This window comes from Streptomyces sp. NPDC023723 (genome assembly GCF_040639815.1).
Classification (GTDB): domain Bacteria; phylum Actinomycetota; class Actinomycetes; order Streptomycetales; family Streptomycetaceae; genus Streptomyces.
Genome location: NZ_JBFAAP010000010.1, coordinates 150,258 through 167,385, shown reverse-complemented (window position 1 = coordinate 167,385; position 17,128 = coordinate 150,258). Strand labels below are relative to the sequence as shown.

The 17,128-nt window shown below is 72.1% G+C and carries 13 protein-coding genes and 3 pseudogenes; 9 read left to right on the top strand and 7 right to left on the bottom strand.

Annotated elements, in window-relative coordinates; translation table 11 throughout:
• The first annotated feature begins 48 nt into the window (after positions 1-48).
• From AB0G32_RS14725 to AB0G32_RS14715, 3 genes and pseudogenes are all read left to right on the top strand, one after another.
• Positions 49-288 (top strand): annotated as a pseudogene (locus tag AB0G32_RS14725) (DUF6207 family protein).
• A 30-nt stretch (positions 289-318) separates the two neighbouring features.
• Positions 319-1,692: a hypothetical protein gene (locus AB0G32_RS14720; protein WP_361162549.1), complete on the top strand. Its 1,374-nt coding sequence runs from the start codon at positions 319-321 to the stop codon at positions 1,690-1,692.
• Positions 1,693-1,957: 265 nt separating this feature from the next.
• Positions 1,958-2,287, top strand: a complete 330-nt coding sequence (locus tag AB0G32_RS14715; protein WP_361162548.1) for a WhiB family transcriptional regulator — start codon at positions 1,958-1,960, stop codon at positions 2,285-2,287.
• A 21-nt stretch (positions 2,288-2,308) separates the two neighbouring features.
• Here the strand turns inward: AB0G32_RS14715 and AB0G32_RS14710 are convergent, their stop codons facing one another.
• The gene (locus tag AB0G32_RS14710) at positions 2,309-4,129 is read right to left on the bottom strand and encodes an RNA-binding domain-containing protein (protein ID WP_361162547.1); all 1,821 of its coding nucleotides are present in this window, start codon (positions 4,127-4,129) and stop codon (positions 2,309-2,311) included.
• 36 nt (positions 4,130-4,165) lie between these two features.
• Between AB0G32_RS14710 and AB0G32_RS14705 the strand changes: the two are divergent.
• The 4 genes and pseudogenes from AB0G32_RS14705 to AB0G32_RS14690 form a co-directional block, all read left to right on the top strand.
• Positions 4,166-4,417, top strand: a pseudogene (locus AB0G32_RS14705) (IS110 family transposase); the annotation flags it as partial.
• Between the two features lie 429 nt (positions 4,418-4,846).
• Positions 4,847-6,088 (top strand): IS110 family transposase, encoded by a 1,242-nt coding sequence (locus tag AB0G32_RS14700; RefSeq protein WP_361162608.1) that lies wholly within the window; start codon positions 4,847-4,849, stop codon positions 6,086-6,088.
• Positions 6,089-6,111: 23 nt separating this feature from the next.
• Positions 6,112-6,504, top strand: a pseudogene (locus tag AB0G32_RS14695) (transposase); the annotation flags it as partial.
• Positions 6,505-6,629: 125 nt separating this feature from the next.
• Positions 6,630-7,175, top strand: a complete 546-nt coding sequence (locus AB0G32_RS14690; protein ID WP_361162546.1) for a hypothetical protein — start codon at positions 6,630-6,632, stop codon at positions 7,173-7,175.
• A gap of 12 nt (positions 7,176-7,187) precedes the next feature.
• Here AB0G32_RS14690 and AB0G32_RS14685 read toward each other — a convergent pair whose 3' ends face one another.
• From AB0G32_RS14685 to AB0G32_RS14660, 6 genes are read right to left on the bottom strand one after another with little or no spacing between them, the layout of a single operon-like run.
• A complete protein-coding gene (locus tag AB0G32_RS14685; RefSeq protein ID WP_361162545.1) occupies positions 7,188-8,594 on the bottom strand; it encodes an MFS transporter in 1,407 nt (468 codons plus the stop codon).
• A 14-nt stretch (positions 8,595-8,608) separates the two neighbouring features.
• On the bottom strand, positions 8,609-10,444 hold the full coding sequence (gene asnB, locus AB0G32_RS14680; protein WP_361162544.1) for an asparagine synthase (glutamine-hydrolyzing): 1,836 nt from the start codon (positions 10,442-10,444) through the stop codon (positions 8,609-8,611).
• 4 nt (positions 10,445-10,448) lie between these two features.
• Positions 10,449-10,643: a ferredoxin gene (locus AB0G32_RS14675; protein ID WP_361162543.1), complete on the bottom strand. Its 195-nt coding sequence runs from the start codon at positions 10,641-10,643 to the stop codon at positions 10,449-10,451.
• A gap of 47 nt (positions 10,644-10,690) precedes the next feature.
• Complete coding sequence (locus tag AB0G32_RS14670; protein WP_361162542.1) at positions 10,691-11,911, bottom strand: cytochrome P450; 1,221 nt, start codon at positions 11,909-11,911, stop codon at positions 10,691-10,693.
• An 11-nt stretch (positions 11,912-11,922) separates the two neighbouring features.
• Positions 11,923-12,990: a ketoacyl-ACP synthase III gene (locus AB0G32_RS14665; protein WP_361162541.1), complete on the bottom strand. Its 1,068-nt coding sequence runs from the start codon at positions 12,988-12,990 to the stop codon at positions 11,923-11,925.
• Between the two features lie 12 nt (positions 12,991-13,002).
• Positions 13,003-13,764 carry an alpha/beta fold hydrolase gene (locus tag AB0G32_RS14660; protein WP_361162540.1) on the bottom strand — a complete coding sequence of 254 codons (762 nt, stop codon included), beginning with the start codon at positions 13,762-13,764 and terminating at the stop codon, positions 13,003-13,005.
• 239 nt (positions 13,765-14,003) lie between these two features.
• On the opposite strand from AB0G32_RS14660, the gene ccrA reads away from it, so the two are divergent.
• Complete coding sequence (gene ccrA, locus AB0G32_RS14655) at positions 14,004-15,338, top strand: crotonyl-CoA carboxylase/reductase (RefSeq protein WP_361162539.1); 1,335 nt, start codon at positions 14,004-14,006, stop codon at positions 15,336-15,338.
• A gap of 41 nt (positions 15,339-15,379) precedes the next feature.
• Positions 15,380-17,128, top strand: a complete 1,749-nt coding sequence (locus AB0G32_RS14650) for a 3-hydroxyacyl-CoA dehydrogenase family protein (RefSeq protein ID WP_361162538.1) — start codon at positions 15,380-15,382, stop codon at positions 17,126-17,128.

The window sequence follows — 17,128 nt, the reverse complement described above, 5'->3', positions numbered from 1 at the left end:
CTGCCCGAACGCGAGAACTCTGGCGGGCACCGGCGCGTCGTGCCGGGTATGAAGCCGATCAACGAGGCGCATGTAGCGGAGCCGGGACTCGCGGTCGTGGAGGTCGCCGCCGCCGATGACGAGACAGCATTCGCGGTCTAGGAGCTGCTCGCCACACGGTGGGCGATCGCGGCGGCGGACCGCACCACGCGCGAGCCGGGCGAGGCGGGTGTCCGGCTGCGCTGTTTCCTGGACCTGCGGCAGCACGCCGGGCACGAGGCCGACGACCGGGTGCCTAGCAGTTACTGATCAACTGCGCGCTGCCGGACCGTGTCCACCATGAGCCCGTCCGGCCCGAGCGCCGTCCCGATCCCCCTGCACATCGCCGGCGAAGCGCCGGCGCCTCCGGCCCCCGACGTGATCGGCACGTCCGCCGGGGCGGTGGAGCCGCGGTGGAAGGATCAGGAGACGGGCGACTGCGCGGCCGTCCTGTCCCCCGTCCTCGGACCCGCCACCGGCCTTGAGCCCTACAAGCGCTACGCCGCGGGAGCCCGGAAGCGTGGGGAGACCGCCCTCGTCGTCGCCTGCACCGGCGCGGGCGAACGCAGGCACAACGTCTTCTCCGGACACGTCGCCCCCGGCATCCACCTGCCCCACTACTACGGCTCGATCTCCGCCAACCCGCTCCCCACCAACGTGAACCCCGAACTCGCTGACGGCCTGGACCACGCCGAACACGAACTCGGCACCCGGCTGCTCAACCGTCCCCCGGACACCTGGTTCCGCCTGACCTACCTCAAGGACAGGCCCTCGCACCCCGGATCTGCCAGGATGTGGCCGCCGCCGGGGGAGGGGGAACTGCGCCCGATCCTGGTCGACGGCCTCGGCCACCCGGTGGCGGGCGTTTGGATGCCGACGGGCGGCAGTGCCCGGTGGTTCGTAGTTCCCCACGGCACCGACCAGCAGCTGCTGGTGGAGTGGCTGGTCCATCACGCGCTGCCCGCGTACGTGCCCGGCGCGCTGACCCGCGCCCGCTCGAACCTGGTGCGCGACCCGGCACTCGCCACCGACGCCGAAGCCCGGCTGGTCGAGACGATTGCCGAGGAGCAGCGCGCCCACGAGCGGCGGCAGACCGAGCTGCAGCAGCAACTCACCGCGCTGCGGGCCGTGGCCGATCCCCTGCGCGACGGCATGCCGTTCGACACCGGCCGCCCGCTGGAGGATGCGGTACACGACGTCCTCGTGGCGGCCGGCGCCGCAGTGACCCGCCTCGACGACGTGTACGGCACCAAGTCGGCAGACCTACTGGCCGAGTTCGGCAGCCGCCGAGTCTTGGTCGAGGTGAAGTCGGCGAACAACCGGCCACCGCAGAGCCTGCCCGACAAACTCCTCAAGCACCTGAACACCTGGCCCGGTCTGACCGGGACCGAGCCTGTTGACGGCGGCGTCCTGGTGGTCAACTACCAGATCAAGCTCCACCCTGCGCAGCGGGACACCGAGGTCTACACCGACCGCGCGTTCGCCGACGCGCTGACCATGCCGGTGATCGGCAGCGCCCGCCTGTTCGACTGGTGGCGCCGCGAAGACTGGGATGCCGTGCGACATGCCGTCTTCGGCGACACCGGCGTCGCGCAGCCTCCCGAGATCGCCGCGCCGGGTGCCGACCCGAAGGCGTCCGGGCGGCCCGGCCTGCTCTCGCGCCTGCTCCGGTAGCCAGCAGACGCCGGAGCACGACGGGACACGTCAGACCTGCTCGGCGTTGAGGGGGTCCGGGATCGGGCGGGCCTCCACCAACACCAGCTGCTCGGCCAATTGCGGAGACACCAAGTACCAGCAGGACCGCCGTCAAGTCCCCGTCACCCGAACGGATTGCCGTCAGTCGGCGATCTCCTACGCTCCATGGGCGTGCCGTACCGTTTCCGGACTGCGTCCGCCCAGGGGAGGGCGCGGACAGGACCTGGGAGAGGATGGCGACGGGGTGGGCGGGGACGCGACGGAGACGTGGGGCGAGAGAGCGGTCTGTCGGACCGCAGACCCGGACGAGCTGTTCGTCGAGGGCGCGGCCCAGAACCGGGCCAAGGCCCTCTGCACCGGCTGCCCGGTGCGCACCGAGTGCCTTGCCTACGCCCTCGACCACCGGATCGAGCATGGAATCTGGGGTGGCATGACCGAGCGTGATCGGCGGGCCCTCCTGCCGCGGCGTCCGCTGGTCACGTCCTGGCGTCGACTGCTGGAGGCCGCGCGGTCCGAGCATGATCGGCTCGTGCGCCCCGACGATGATGCGCCGGACTGGGAAGCCACTGCTTGACGGCCCGCCCCGACGAGATCCCTACAGCACGTCGGCCTCGGCGTCGACGTACCCGAACGCGTGGGCCATGTGCACCAGGGCCTCCCGGAGCAGGTGCTGCCGCTCGGCCCGGTCCATGGCCGGCGCCGCGGTGATGATGACGGCCAGCTTCGGCCTGGGGCCGTTGTCGTTCGGCCCGAGGGGCCCCAGGTCGACGAGGGTGTCCAGGACCGGCAGGACGCCGTTCTCGGCGGGCTGTTCGCTCGTGATCCGCAGCTCGGTGGTGGGCGGTGCGGCCCACTTCAGGCTGGCCGGGTCGCCGACGACGTCGGGCAGCAGCTCGGCGGCTGTCTCCCACGCGGCGAGCAGCACGGCCTGGACCTCGTCGAGGCCCAGCTGCGTGTCACAGCCGGGTCGGAGGGCTACTGCCCACGCCTCCGGGTTCTCGATCAGGACGTCCGCACAGGCGACCACGGTGGACTCCATCGTGGTGGGCAGGGCGAGCATGACGGAGGCCGTCACAGCCGGGGTGCCGTCGGGCCCGGCAATCTTGCACGTGTAGCCGGCGGAGCGGCCCGAGTTGCCGAAAGGCCCCCGCTCCCACCGGGCGGCGGGCAGCTCTGCGCCCCGGCGGCGGGACAGGATCGTCACCGCGCCGGCCACCGCACTGTGCGGCAGCTGCTGCTCGAGCTGCGTGCGCCAGGACTTGTTGATCTCCAGTGTGCTCGCCTCGGCCCAGGGCAGGTTCACCAGGGCCCGCAGGCGCAGCGCCGGTGTCTGGCCACCGGTCCCGATCTCCGCCGAGCGGCCCTCGTTCAGGCTGAAGCGGGGATCCGGCTGCCACCGCCACACGCCACGTCCCGAGCACGTCACGTGCCCCGGACCCCACAAGCCGCCGTCGAGGTCCACGCGCCGGGCGTCGGCCGGGATCACCCACGGGGCAGCCGTGCCCGCGGGCGGGCGGGGGAATCCGACGGCCGCGAGCGGATCCTGACCGCCCGGCGCCCGCCGACCGGCTTCGACAATCGCCTGCCAGACCGGCTCGGCGACGACGACTGCGGGAAGATCGGGGACCAGGCACAGCACCCAGCCCGGCTCGCCGTCGACCTCGTGCCGGACATCCTGCAGCGCGGCCGCGCCCTGCGCCCAGGCCTCCCCGCCGGGCTTCCCCAGACCCGCGCCGGCGAGCTCCTCGTAGGCCGCCCTCATCTCCCGCTCACGGTCCGGCAGGCCTTGGCCGACGCGCGGCCCGCTGTCAGGCCCCGCTTCGGACACGGCTTGCCGGACGAGGTCGGCGAGAGCCTGGGCGGTGGGCATGCCGGAGGCCCGGACACCGGCGGAGAGCAGCTGCACGATCTCGGCCCGGGGCAGCCAGTACGTGCTGTCCCCGTCCCGCATCGGCACCGCGACCGTGTCCGGACGCGGAGCCCCGGGCTTGCCCACCGCGGCCGGCACGGCAAAGAGCGCATGATCGGTCTGCGCGGGGATCTCGATGAACAGCACCCGCTCGTCGCCCTCCGCCCCAGACCATCCAATGCGTACGCCGCGGGGAGCCGGGGAGACCCTCTGGCGGATCAGCGTGCGGATCTGGTCCGCGTTCACAGCAGCCGGGTCGACGCCGACGACATGGTCCAGGACCTCTTCGTCGTGCTCAAGTCGGGTGGCGATGCCGACGACGATGACCCCGCCGCCCCCGTTGGCGAAAGCGGCGACGTCCTTGGTCAGCTCCTCGACCGCCTTCGGATCGTCCGCCACCCGGTACGGAGCCTTCTTCGCGTCGAGCCACTGCGTCTCGCGCAGCCCGAGCAGAGAGCCGGGCCGATGGGCCTCCAGCTCGGCCAGGGCGCTCTTCAAATCGTTCACCACTTCGGCAGTATCCACTGGCGCACCGGCCTCCCGCACGGCTCCCCGCAGGCCCTGCGGAAGGCGGGCCGCCGCAGGCTGGTCGAGGTCGTCCGGCCCCGGGCGCCGCGCATGGCCGAGCGGCTGGCCGACGACATCTTCACCGCGCTCGACGAGCAGACCGTCGTCGTCCCGGGCACCGGCACCCTCGACGTGATCCTCCCGTCGCCGGCGAAGTCGCTGGCCGCCGTCCACGAACAACGCCGGGCGCTGGAAGCCCGGATCGAGGACCTGCTGGAGGCCCACCCTAATGGGCAGTGATGCGGGGCACCGCCAGGCCCACCCCGGCCCATCGAGGCCCTGAAAGAGACTGCGGGCCCCGCATCACTCTCGTGACGGTGGTCGGTTCCGGAGAAGCCGCACACACCCCCTGGGACTTGGATCCCTTGGTCAAGAGTCGGCCTCCGGGACCGTCCTCCGCCACGAGTTCGCGCCTCCACCGCATCCAGTCCGATGATCGGATCGTTGAGGTTTGTGGTCTGAGCCGCCCGCAGGGATCACCTCTCACTACGCCTGGAGCCGCCGAGCTCTGGAGCAGACCGAGGGCCTTGGAGGCCGCTGGGGTCACGAACGGCTGATCGGATGCAGGGCTATCGAGCCCTTCCATTAGGGAGACGCGTGCCCCCGCACGGCTGCGATCAGCAGCACGCCCCCGACCGAGAGGACGAACACGACACGATGACCGTCACCTGCGGAATCGACTGGGCCAGCGACCACCACGACGTCGCCCTGGTCGACCACGAGGGCACCTTGTTAGCCAGGGCCAGGATCACCGACGACCTCAACGGCCTGCACCAGCTCCTCGACCTCTTCACCGCCCAAGGCGATACCGCGAACGCCCCCATCCCCGTCGCGATCGAGACCTCCCGCGGCCTTCTCGTCGCATGCCTCCGCGCGACCGGCCGGCCCATCTACGCCATCAACCCGATGGCCGCCGCCCGCTACCGCGACCGCCATACGGTCACCCGCAAGAAGTCCGACCACCTCGACGCGATGGTGCTCGCGAACATCCTGCGCACGGACAAGGCCGCCCACCGGCAGCTGCCTGACGACAGCGAGCTCGCCCAAGCGGTCGCCGTCCTGGCCCGCGCCCAGCAGGACGCGGTCTGGGACCGCACCCAGGCCGGCAACAAACTCCGCTCCCACCTGCGCGAATACTTCCCCGGCTTCCTCGCTGCCTTCCAGCACAACCGCGAAGGGCTCACCAGCGGCGTCGCCCGCGCCGTGTTGGCCGCGGCCCCCACCCCCGAACAGGCGGGCAAGCTCACCCGCGCCCAGCTGCGCTCACTGCTGAAGAGGGCCGGCCGCCAGCGCGGCATCGAGGCGGAAGCTGAACGACTTCGCAACGCACTGCGCATCCCGCAGATGCGCCAGCCCCCGCAGGTCGAGCAGGCCATGGGACGTCAGACCACCGCCTTGCTCAGACAGCTCGATGCCGCCTGCACCAGCGCGGACGACCTCGCCGAAGCAACGGTGGAGTCTTTTGACACGCACCCGGACGCCGAGATCATCACCAGCTTTCCAGGGCTCGGGTCTCTCACCGGCGCCCGGGTGCTCGCCGAGATCGGCGACGACCGATCCCGATTCACCGACGCGAAAGGCCTCAAAGCCTTCGCCGGGGCCGCACCGGTCACCCGGGCGTCCGGCAGAAGCCTCGCGGTCATGGCCCGCAGGGTCAAGAACCAGCGTCTGGCCTCGGTCGGCTACGTCTGGGCCTTCGCTGCGCTGACCGCCTCACCCGGCGCCCGCGCCCACTACGACCGAAGGCGAACCGACGGAGACCGCCACACCGCCGCCCAGCGCGACCTCTTCAACCGCATGCTCGGCTGCCTCCACCACTGCCTCACCAAGCGCACCCCCTACGACGAACTCACCGCGTTCCCCACCCCGACCACCCCACAACTCACCACCGCCGCTTGACAGATCAACTGCATCGGATGTCTCTTTCCCAGGTCCTGACCTCGATGCCCGGCATCGGTGTCAGGACCGCCGCAGTCCTCCTGGCCACCGTCGGCGACGGCAGCAGCTTTTCCACCGCCGCCCACCTGGCCTCCTACGCCGGCCTTGCCCCGGCAACCCGCCAGTCCGGCACGTCGATCCACGGCGAGCACGCCCCCAGAGGCGGCAACCGGCAGCTGAAACGAGCGATGTTCCTCTCCGCGTTCGCAGCGCTCCACGATCATCCCGCATCTCGCACCTACTACGACCGCTGCCGAGCCCGCGGCAAAACCCACACCCAGGCCCTCCTCCGCCTCGCCCGCCACCGCATCAGCGTCCTGTTCGCCATGCTCGGCGACGGAACCTTCTACGAACCGAGGAGCCCTCGACTCGCTTGACGAAGGACATAGAGGCACCCCCCCGGTCCCGGTGGTTGAGGAGGAGCTGCCCCCGTGGGCCAGCAACAGCGGTTTCTGACCAGGCGTCGGCGTACCCCCAGCCTTATCTTTCCGAGGACAACCCGATGACGCACTGCTTGGCCCCGCAGCACGCGGGGGACGCGGCCCATCCCTGCATCCGGCTGATGCTGGGCGGCGACTCCCCCCAGGGCACCTTCACCAGCTCGTGGACGTGGGCGGCGGTCATCGGCCTGGCCACCTTCGTCGTCACCACGTGCGTCTCCATCGACCAGGTACGCAAGAGCCGCCGCGCCAAGGAGGCCAAGCGCTACCAGCCGGACTACGACCTCCTCAACGAGACCGTCGTCGTGCTGGACAAGCTGGCCGGCACCGCCGCGCAGAAGGCCGATCTGGTCCGGCTCAACCAACTCCTCAGCCGCGTCAAGCAGGCCGAACGGCGCTTTCCCGCGCTGCCGTTCGGTGCCGTCGTCGCGCACCTCGACAACTACCGGAAGGCCACGCTGCCGGACGACTTCCGGCGCAAGCTGCTCGGCAAGAAGATGCCCCTGGACGAGTTGCTGGGTCTGTCGCGTCAGCAGGGCGCCGCCATCGCCGGGGCCCTCGCCGCCATCGCACAGGTGCTGAGTGAGATAGACCGGCGCACCGCCTGAGACACGGCGGCCTCACCGGCGCGACGGGGCGAGCGTGCGGCGGGCGAGCAGTGCGGCCGTGCCGTAGGCGGCGGCCGTGATCAGGAAGGAGGTGCGTGCCACGCGGTACCAGTCGTCGGGGTGTGCCAGCACGATGCCGGTGACCGCGACGCCGACCAGTCCGCCGAACTGGCGGTTGGCGTTGAGCATGGAGCCGGCGATGTTCGCGCGGTCCGTGCCCGCCGCCTCCATCAGGGCGAAGGTGACGGCCGGGGCGCCGACGCCGACGCCGAGGTTGGCGAAGCCGACGGCGGTGGCCAGCAGCCAGTACGGCGTGGAGTCGCCGACGCCCAGCAGCGCCGCGGACGCCACGCCCGCCAGGGCCAGGGCGGCGATCAGCAGCCGGCGCACACCCCAGCGGTGGCTGTAGCGGGCGAAGAGCAGGTTGCCGAGCAGCGGGCCGGCCATCATGGGCAGCATTTGCAGGCCGGCCACGAACGGCGGGACGCCGCGCGCGTTCTGGAGGAACAGGCCGAGCATGTAGATGCCGCCCATCACCCCGAAGTTGATGAGGAAGCCGACGAGGTTGGCGGCGGTGAAGCGGGCGTCGAGGAAGAGGCCGAGGGGCACGACGGGTGCCCGGCTGCGGCGCTGCTGCGTCACCAGGGTGACGGCCAGTACGACGGCCGCCGCGCCCGAGAAAAGGACGGGCGGGGACGACCAGCCGAGCGCGGGACCCTCGATGAGGGTGAAGGACAGCGCCACGAGGACGAGGACGCCCAGGGCGTTGCCCAGGACCGGGGGCCGGACCCGGCGGGCCGGGATCGCCGCGATGTACCGCCTGGTCAGGAGGGCGCCGGCGAGGCCGATGGGCAGGTTGAGCAGGAAGATGCTGCGCCAGCCGAGCGCGCTGACCAGCACGCCTCCGATTACCGGGCCCAGCGCGGTGAACGTGGACACGATCGCCGTCCACAGGCCCACCATGCGGGTGCGCACGGCGGGGTCGGCGAAGGAGGTGGTGAGCAGGGTCAGCGAGGCGGGCATGAACAGGGCGGCGCCCGCGCCCTGCACCAGCCGCGCGGTGATCAGCACCGGGCCGTCGGGGGCGAGTCCGCACGCGGCCGACGCCACGACGAACACCACCATGCCCTGGAGGTAGATCCGCCGGGCGCCGAAGCGGTCGGCCAGCGAACCGGCGAGCAGCAGCAGGGACGCGAAGGTCAGTACGTATCCGTCGATGACCCACGTCAACTGGGACACGCTCAGGGGTAACAGGGTGCGGATCCGCGCCCCGGCGATGTTCACGACGGTGGCGTCGACCGTCGCCATGACGAACCCGGCCGCGAGAGCGGCCAGTCGAACGCCGGGTCCGCCGCCGGGCCCGAGGGTTCGGCCGCCGGTGTCTTCCCTGGTCTGGTCGCTCACCGCGTCGCCGGTCATGGTCTCCTTCTCGGTCAGTTCAGTTTCAGTGTGGGGTTGCGCAGGTCGAGCCAGGTCGCGAGGTCGAGCGAGCGTTCCAGCACGGTGCGCTGCTGGAGGCTGATGGTGTCCTGGTCCGCGGCCACCGCCTCGGTCAGCCGCTCCCGGCTGCACAGGGCCAGCGCCGGGTGGTCCCCCGCGAGCAGGTCGCGGACCTGGGTCTTGACCACCGCGAGGTAGCGGGGGTCGAAGGTGCTGGGGTAGCCGCTCTTCCGGCGGTCGGCCACGGACGGCGGCAGCACGTCGCGCGTCGCGGCGCGCAGCAGGCTCTTCTCCCTGCCGTCGAACGCCTTCAGCGACCATGGTGTGCCGAACACGTACTGCACCAGCCGATGATCGCAGAACGGGACGCGCACTTCGAGGCCGGCCGCCATGCTCATCCGGTCCTTGCGGTCGAGCAGCGGCTGCATCTTCCGGGTCACGTTCAGGTAGCAGATCTCGCGCATCCTGCGCTCCAGGCCGGTCTCGCCGTCCTTGACCGGGACGTCCCGCAGGGCGGCGCGGTAGTGGTCCCGGACGTAGGTGTCCAGGTCGAGGCGGCGTACCAGGTCGTCGTCCAGGAGTCCGCCCGCCTCGAACAGGGAGCCCTTGCCGGCGAGCCAGGGGAAGGTGTCCGCGTAGCGGAACTCGTCGCGGTGGAACCAGGGGTAGCCGCCGAACAGTTCGTCCGCCGCCTCCCCGGAGAGCGCCACCGTGGAGTGCTCCCGGACGGCCTTAAAGAGCAGGTACATCGAGTTGTCGCGGTCGCCGATGCCGTTGGGGACGTCCCGGGCGCCGACGGCCGCCCGCCGTACCCGGGGGTCGGCCAGCGCGTCGCCGTCGAGCAGGACGTCCCGGTGGTCGGCGCCGACGTGCCCGGCGACCTCATGCGCGTACGGGGTGTCCAGCGTGGGGGCGAGGTCGATGGCCCTGAAGTGCTCCGCCTGGCCGGGGAAGTCGACGTTGAAGCTGCGGACCGGCTCCCCACGCTCCCGGAGCCGCCGGGCCGCGAGGACGGTGATCACGGAGGAGTCGAGTCCGCCGGAGAGCAGGGTGCAGCGGGGCACGTCCGCGACGAGCTGCCGGGCGACGATGTCCTCCAGCAGCTCCCTGATGTGGGCGACGGTGGTGTCCCGGTCGTCGGTGTGATCACCGGCCTCCAGCCGCCAGTAGGCGTGTTCGCGCAGGCCGCCGGCGTCGACCACGGCGACGTGTCCGGGGCGCAGCTCCCGCATGCCGTCCCAGATCGCGTGCCCCGGGGTCTTGGCGAAGGAGAACATCTCCCGCAGTCCGTCCAGGCCGACGACGGCGGGGCAGAGCGGGTTGGCCAGGATCGCCTTGGGTTCGGAGCCGAAGAGGACGCCGTCCTGGGTCTCGTGGAAGTAGAAGGGCTTGACGCCGAGCCGGTCCCTGACCATGACCAGTCGCTCGGTGCGCGCGTCCCAGACGGCGAAGGCGAACATGCCGTTGAGGTGCTCGCCGACCGCCTCGCCCCACTCCAGGTAGCCGCGGAGCACCACCTCGGTGTCCGAATCGGTGGTGAACCGGTGTCCCCGACGGCCGAGTTCGGCGCGCAGTTCGGTGTAGTTGTACGTCTCCCCCGAGTAGACGATCACCACGGCGCCGTCCGGGGTGTCCGCCCGCATCGGCTGCGCGCCGCCGGGCAGGTCGATGACGGCGAGCCGCCGGTGGCCGAGGGCGGCGTGCCGGTCCGTCCAGGTGTCCGCCGCGTCGGGGCCCCGGCAGGCCATGGTCCCGGTCATCGCGTCGAGGACCGGTGACTGCCGCGTCAGGTCCCGGCGGTACGAGACCCAGCCGGCGATACCGCACATGGGGTCAGCCCTTCCTCACGTGGATGACGTCTGCCGGGCAGACGTCGATGGCGTCCTCGACGGCCTCCTGGGCGTCGTCGGGGGGCGTGGGGTCCAGCAGCACCACGATGCCGTCCTCGTCCTGGTCGAAGACGTCCGGTGCGACCAGGACGCACTGTCCCGCGCCGCAGCACCGGTCCGCGTCGATGGAAATCCTCATGGTTGTCCTCCTCGGGCCTCGGCCCGTTCGTCCGTCCGGCCAGCCAGTCACCAGGTGACCGGAAGCGCGTGGCAGCCGTAGACCAGCATGTCGCTGCGGAACGGAACGTCCGCGAAGTCCACCGCCAGCCGCAGTTCCGGGAAGCGGGCCAGCAGGGTGTTCAGGGCGATCTCCAGCTCGGCCCGGGCCAGTGACTGGCCGAGGCACTGGTGGACGCCGTACCCGAAGGCGATGTGGTGCTGGGCGTTGCGGCGCCGGATGTCGAAGGTGTCGCCGTCGGGGAACTGTCCGGGGTCCCGGTTGGCGGAGGCGACGGCGCAGACGATGCCCTCGCCCGCCTTGATGAGCCGGCCGCCCACTTCGACGTCGGCGGTCGCGGCGCGGCGCGGTCCGCTGCGGGTGATGCTGTGGAAGCGCAGCAGTTCCTCGACGGCGCCGGGCATCAGGGTGGGGTCCGCGCGCAGTTCGGCGGTGGCCCGGGGGTGGCGGATCAGGGTCAGCGCGCCGAGTCCGATCATGTTCGCGGTGGTCTCGTGCCCGGCGATCAGCAGCAGGGTGGCCGTCCCCCGCACCTCCTCCCGGGTCAGCTCGCCGCCGCCCATCCGGTCGTGCACCAGCTCGCTGAGGATGTCGTCGCCCGGGTTCTCCTCCTTGCCGGCGACCAGGCGGGCGAGGTAGGCGCGCAGTTCCTCGCGGGCCGCGGTGCGTTCGGCCTCGGTGTTGACCCGGGAGAGCACGGTGGCGGTGATCGACTGGAAGAGCGCGCGGTCCTCGTAGGGCACGCCGAGCAGCAGGCTGATGACCAGCGACGGGAGCGGCAGGGCGAGGGAGCGCACCAGGTCCACGGAGCCGTCCGGTCCGTCCTGTTGCCGCCGGTCCGCCATCTCGTCGCAGAGGCGGTCGGTGATCCGCTGGATGCGGGGGCGCAGCGCGGAGACGCTCTTCAGGGTGAAGGGGCGCGTCAGCATCCTGCGGCGGCGGCCGTGTTCGGGAGGGTCGGTGCGGATCAGGCTGCCGCCCTCGCCGGCGGTGACCATGCCGCTGCGGGGGTAGCCGGGCGCGTTCACGTCGGAGCTGAACCGGGGGTCGGCCAGGGCGCTGCGGATGTCCGCGTAGCGCGTCAGCAGCCAGGCCCAACTCCCGTCGGGCATGGTGACCCGGGTGACCGGGTGTTCGACCCGCAGGCGCGTGTACGCGTGCGGCGGGGAGAAGGGGCAGCCCGGTGGTGGCTCGGCGGGCAGGGGCTCGTAGGTCTGCGACGTGTCCACGTCAGTCCTCGTCAGTCCTTCGTCGTCGGTGTCGTCGTGCCGGCCGGGTGCGGCGCGGACCGGTGGCCGCCCCAGGAGATCAGGGAAGTGCCCATGGTCATGCCGCCGCCGAACCCCGCGAGCAGGACCAGGTCCCCGGCCGCCAGCCGGCCCGAGCGGTGCGCGTGGTCCAGCGCGAGGGGGATGGAGGCCGCCCCGGTGTTGCCGTGCCGAGTGACCGGCAGGTGCAGGTGGGCCCTGGGCAGGCCCAGATGGGTCCAGAGGTCCTTGAGCATGGCCCCGTTGGCCTGGTGCGGGACGAAGTGGCGGATGTCCTCCGGCGGGACGGACAGCTCGGCCAGCAGGCCGTGCACGGCGCGCGGCAGTTCCCGGGTCACGTAGTCGCGTACCTCGCGTCCGCGCATGCGGAAGTAGTGGTCGCCGCGGGCCAGGGGGCCGGGGGTGGCCGGCTGCCTGCTGCCGCCCGCGTCGACGCGGATGAGGTCGAGCAGCGTGCTGTCCGTGGCCACGCGCGTGCCGAGGAAGCCGCCCGCGCCGGTGACCGGTCCGAGCACCACCGCTCCGGCTCCGTCCCCGAAGAGGGGGGCGGTCCGGCGGTCCGCCGGGTCGACGACGCGGGAGTACACGTCCCCGCCGATCACCAGCGTCCGACCGCCGGTCCCGCCGTCCCCCAAGGACGCCATGCAGACCCCGGCCCGCAGGGCGACGACGAAACCGGCGCAGACGGCGTTGACGTCGAAGGCGGCGGCACGGTCGGCGCCCAGCAGGTGCTGGACGACGGCGGCGGTGGGGGGCTGGGGCCGGTCGGGGGTGGAGGTGGCGACGATGATCAGGGACAGTTCGGCGGGGTGGACCCCGGCGTTCTCCAGGGCCCGGCGGCCGGCTTCCGCCGCGAGGTCCGAGGTCGCCTGGTCGCCCCGCGCGTAGCGGCGCTCAAGGATGCCCGTCTTGCGTTCGATCCACTCCGGGGTGACGCCGGTCGCGGCGGCCATCTCCTCGTTGCCGACCGTGCGCTCGGGCAGGAAGGAACCGGTGCCCAGTATCCCGACGCGCGCCGGGGTCGGCCTGTTCGCGCTCACTGCCGCTCGTCCTCACCGGTTGCCGGCACCGCACAGGGTGCGCTCGATCTCGGTGGCGATGTCTTCCTGGCCGTCGACGAGGTAGAAGTGGCCGCCGGAGAAGACGTCCAGCCGGAAGGGTCCCTCCGTGTGGTCGGCCCAGTGGTGGAGTTCACCGGGTGCCACCCGTGGGTCGGAGAACCCCGTGAAGGCGCGCAGCGGGCAGTCCAGCGCGGGGCCGGGCACATAGGCGTAGGTCTCCGCCGCGTGGTAGTCGCTGCGGATCGCGGGGAGGAACATCCGCATCACGTCCGCGTCGCCGAACATCTCCGAGCCTGTGCCGTCGAGGGCGCGGATGTCGTCGGCTATCTCCTCGTCCGTGAGCCGGTGCAGTCCGGTGTCGACGTTGCGGTGGGGAGCGGGCCGCCCGGAGACGAAGAGGGCCTCGGGCCAGTGCCCGCTCTCCCGCAGCCTCAGCCCGACCTCGTAGGCGAGCGTCGCTCCCATGCTGTGCCCGAACAGGGCGTAGGGGCCGTTCACTCGCGGGCCGACCGCCTCGGCGACGCGGTCGGCCAGTTCGTGCAGGTGCGGGATGTTGGGCTCATGCCGGCGGTCCTGCCGTCCCGGGTACTGGACGGCCCAGACGTCGACGCGCGGGGCCAGGCGCTGGGAGAAAGGGAAGAAGAAACTGGCGGACCCGCCGGAATGCGGGAAACAGAGCAATTGGTGGCGCGCCTCGGGCGAGGGGTGGAATCTGCGCACCCAGGCGGTTTCTCTGACGGGTTTACCGACCACGCCGCCCACTCCTCATCGTTCGCGTCGTCATTCGTTGGTGTTCTTTGACTTCGCTCATGCTGCCCCACCGGTTCGGGGCCGGGCAATCCCCCTATTTCCGCCGGGCCTTCCGGTAGGGGGGCGGGTATGCGGGGCCGTCGACGTTAGGGGTTTTCCATGGGATTGCGGCCGCCTAATCTCGGGCCGGAAGGGTGTGTACTGCCCGGTCCCGCACTCGCCCCCCCCCCGGAGGAAATCACGTGAGGGAAATAGTCAACGCCATCGTCTCCGCCGAGGCGACGTCCGGTGACTACGCGGCGCTGGCGCTCCCGGACAGCTACCGGGGCATCGCCGTCCGCAAGTCCGACACCGGCATGTTCGACGGGCTGGCCTCGGGGGTGAAGGACCCGCGCAAGTCCCTGCACTTGATGGAGGTCCCGGTGCCCCAGCCGGGCCCGGGTGAGGCGCTGGTGGCCGTGATGGCTTCCTGCGTCAACTACAACACCGTCTGGTCGGCCCTGTTCGAGCCGCTGCCGACGTTCGGCTTCCTGGAGCGCTACGGCCGCACCAGCGAGCTGGCCGGGCGGCACGACCTGCCCTACCACGTCCTGGGCTCCGACCTGGCGGGCGTGGTGCTGCGCACCGGACCGGGGGTCAACTCCTGGAAGCCCGGTGACGAGGTCGTCGCCCACTGCCTGTCCGTGGAGCTGGAGTCCAGCGACGGCCATGACGACACCATGCTCGACCCCGAGCAGCGGATCTGGGGGTTCGAGACCAACTTCGGCGGTCTGGCGGAGCTGTCACTTGTGAAGTCCAACCAGCTCATGCCTAAGCCCCGTCATCTGACGTGGGAGGAGGCCGCCGCGCCCGGCCTGGTCAACTCCACCGCCTACCGCCAGCTCGTCTCCCGCAACGGGGCCCGGATGAAGCAGGGCGACAACGTGCTGATCTGGGGCGCCAGCGGCGGACTGGGCTCCTACGCCACCCAGTTGGCGCTGGCCGGGGGCGCCACGCCCATCTGTGTGGTCTCCAGCGCGCGTAAGGCGGAGGTCTGCCGGCGGATGGGCGCCGAGCTGGTCATCGACCGCTCCGCGGAGGACTACCGGTTCTGGAAGGACGAGCACACCCAGGACCCCGGGGAGTGGCGGCGGCTGGGCAAGCGGATCCGGGAGCTGACCGGCGGCGAGGACGTCGACATCGTCTTCGAGCACCCCGGCCGGGAGACCTTCGGCGCCTCCGTGTACGTGGCCCGCAAGGGCGGCACCATCGTCACCTGCGCCTCCACCTCCGGCTACCAGCACAGCTACGACAACCGCTACCTGTGGATGTCGCTGAAGCGGATCATCGGCTCGCACTTCGCCAACTACCGCGAGGCGTGGGAGGCCAACCGCCTCATCGCCAAGGGCAAGATCCACCCGACGTTGTCGAAGGTCTACCCCCTGGAGGAGACCGGGCAGGCCACCCACGACGTCCACCGGAACGTCCACCAGGGCAAGGTCGGCGTCCTGTGCCTGGCCCCCGGGGAAGGGCTGGGCGTGCGCGACGGGGAACTGCGCGCCCGGCACATCGACGCCATCAACCGCTTCCGGCCTTGAAGGTCCGGGACCGGTACCGGTACCGAGGAGGGGACAGGGGAATGGACGTGCAGGACACGGCGGAACCCGGCGGTGCCGTCGGGATCGTGGGGCTCGGGGCGGTCGGCGAGGCCCTGTTGCGCGAGGTGGCCGCCGCCGGGCTCCCGGTGGTCGGCGTGGACCACGACCCCGATGTCGTCGCGCGGGTCGAGCAGCGCCTCAAACGGGACGCCGCCGGCGGGGGGCTGGTCCCCCGGGCGGTGACCACCGAGACGGCCGCGCTGGCCGGCGTCGGGATCGTCGTGGAGGCGGTGCCGGAGGACCCGGTTGGCAAACGGGGCGTGCTGCGCCTGCTGCGCCGGAGCTGTCCGCCCGGGGCCGTCCTCGTCACCACGGCCTCCTCGCTGCCCCTGCTCCCGCTGGCCACGGCCACTGGCTGTCCCGAGCGCGTCGCCGGGCTGCGGCTGCTGCGGCCACCGGCGGCGGGCGGTCGCGCCGAAGTCGTCCGCACCCCGCTGACGTCCGGCGCGGCGGCCGGGGCGGTGGAACGGCTCATGACCGCCGTCGGCCTGGAGCGCGTCGCCCTCGGACACGGCCCGAGCACCTCCGCCGCCCGGCTCGTACACCGGTACCTCAACCGCGCCGTCGCCCTGGTGGCGGAGGACCTCACCACGCCCGGTGACATCGACACGGCAATGCGACTGGGCTGCGGGCTGCCCGCTGGCCCGCTGGAACTGATCGACGAGTTGGGCGTGGACGAGGTGCACCGCTGCCTGGAGTCCGCGTGGGAACGCACCGGTGAGGAGGCGTTCCGCCCGGCACCGCTCCTGACCTCGATGCGGGAGCGGGGCCTGCTGGGACGCAAGACCGGCCGGGGCTTCCACCGCTACGACCGCCGGGGTCGTCGCATGGACGGGCAGCTCCCCGGCGGGGACGGCCGGGTCGGCGGCACGGCGGCGGGCGGGGCGGTGCGTCACGTCGGCGTGGTCGGTTCCGGCACGATGGCGCGCGGGATCGCGGAGGTGTGCGCCGCGTCCGGGCTACGCATCACCCTGCTGGCCCGGGGCGCCGACCGGGCCCGCGACGCGGCGACGGCCATCGAGGCGTCCCTGGTCAAGGCGGTGCGCCGGGGCCGGATCACCCCCGGGCAGAAGGAGGACGCGGTCGCCGCGCTGACCGCCGTCGACGACTGCTCCGCGCTGTCCGGCTGCGACCTGGTCGTCGAGGCCGTCGTGGAGGACCTCGCCGTCAAACGGGACGTCTTCGCGCGGCTCGGGGAGGTCTGCCGGCCCGGCGCGCTGCTGGCCACCACCACCTCCAGCCTGTCCGTCGCGGCCTGCACGGCTCCGGCCGGCCGCCCCGGCGAGGCGCTCGGCCTGCACTTCTTCAACCCGGCTCCGGTGATGCGCCTGGTGGAGCTGGTGCGGACGCCGGACACGGCCGACGACGCGGCGGAGGCGGCCCGCGTGTTCTGCGCGGGCCTCGGCAAGGTCTCCGTGGCCTGCCCCGACCGGGCCGGTTTCCTCGTCAACCGCCTCCTCTTCCCCTACCTCGTGGACGCGGTGCGGCTGCTGGACGACGCCGGTCAGGACGCCGCGGCGCTCGACACCGCCGTGGAGCGGGGGTTCGGCTACCCGATGGGCCCGTTCACCCTGCTCGATGCCATCGGCCTGGACGTCTCACTGGCGATCCTGGAGCGGCTGCACGCCGCGTTCCCCGAGGCGGGCTGCGCGCCGCCGGCCGTGCTGCGGGAGCTGGTGGCGGCGGGGCACCTGGGGCGCAAGGCGGGCGGGGGGCTGCGCGGGGCGTGA

Coding starts and splice junctions, on each gene's coding strand:
- AB0G32_RS14720 (WP_361162549.1), top strand. CDS start 319: ATGAGCCCGTCCGGCCCGAGCGCCGTCCCGATCCCCCTGCACATCGCC.
- AB0G32_RS14700 (WP_361162608.1), top strand. CDS start 4,847: ATGACCGTCACCTGCGGAATCGACTGGGCCAGCGACCACCACGACGTC.
- AB0G32_RS14690 (WP_361162546.1), top strand. CDS start 6,630: ATGACGCACTGCTTGGCCCCGCAGCACGCGGGGGACGCGGCCCATCCC.
- AB0G32_RS14685 (WP_361162545.1), bottom strand. CDS start 8,594: ATGACCGGCGACGCGGTGAGCGACCAGACCAGGGAAGACACCGGCGGC.
- asnB (WP_361162544.1), bottom strand. CDS start 10,444: ATGTGCGGTATCGCCGGCTGGGTCTCGTACCGCCGGGACCTGACGCGG.
- AB0G32_RS14675 (WP_361162543.1), bottom strand. CDS start 10,643: ATGAGGATTTCCATCGACGCGGACCGGTGCTGCGGCGCGGGACAGTGC.
- AB0G32_RS14650 (WP_361162538.1), top strand. CDS start 15,380: ATGGACGTGCAGGACACGGCGGAACCCGGCGGTGCCGTCGGGATCGTG.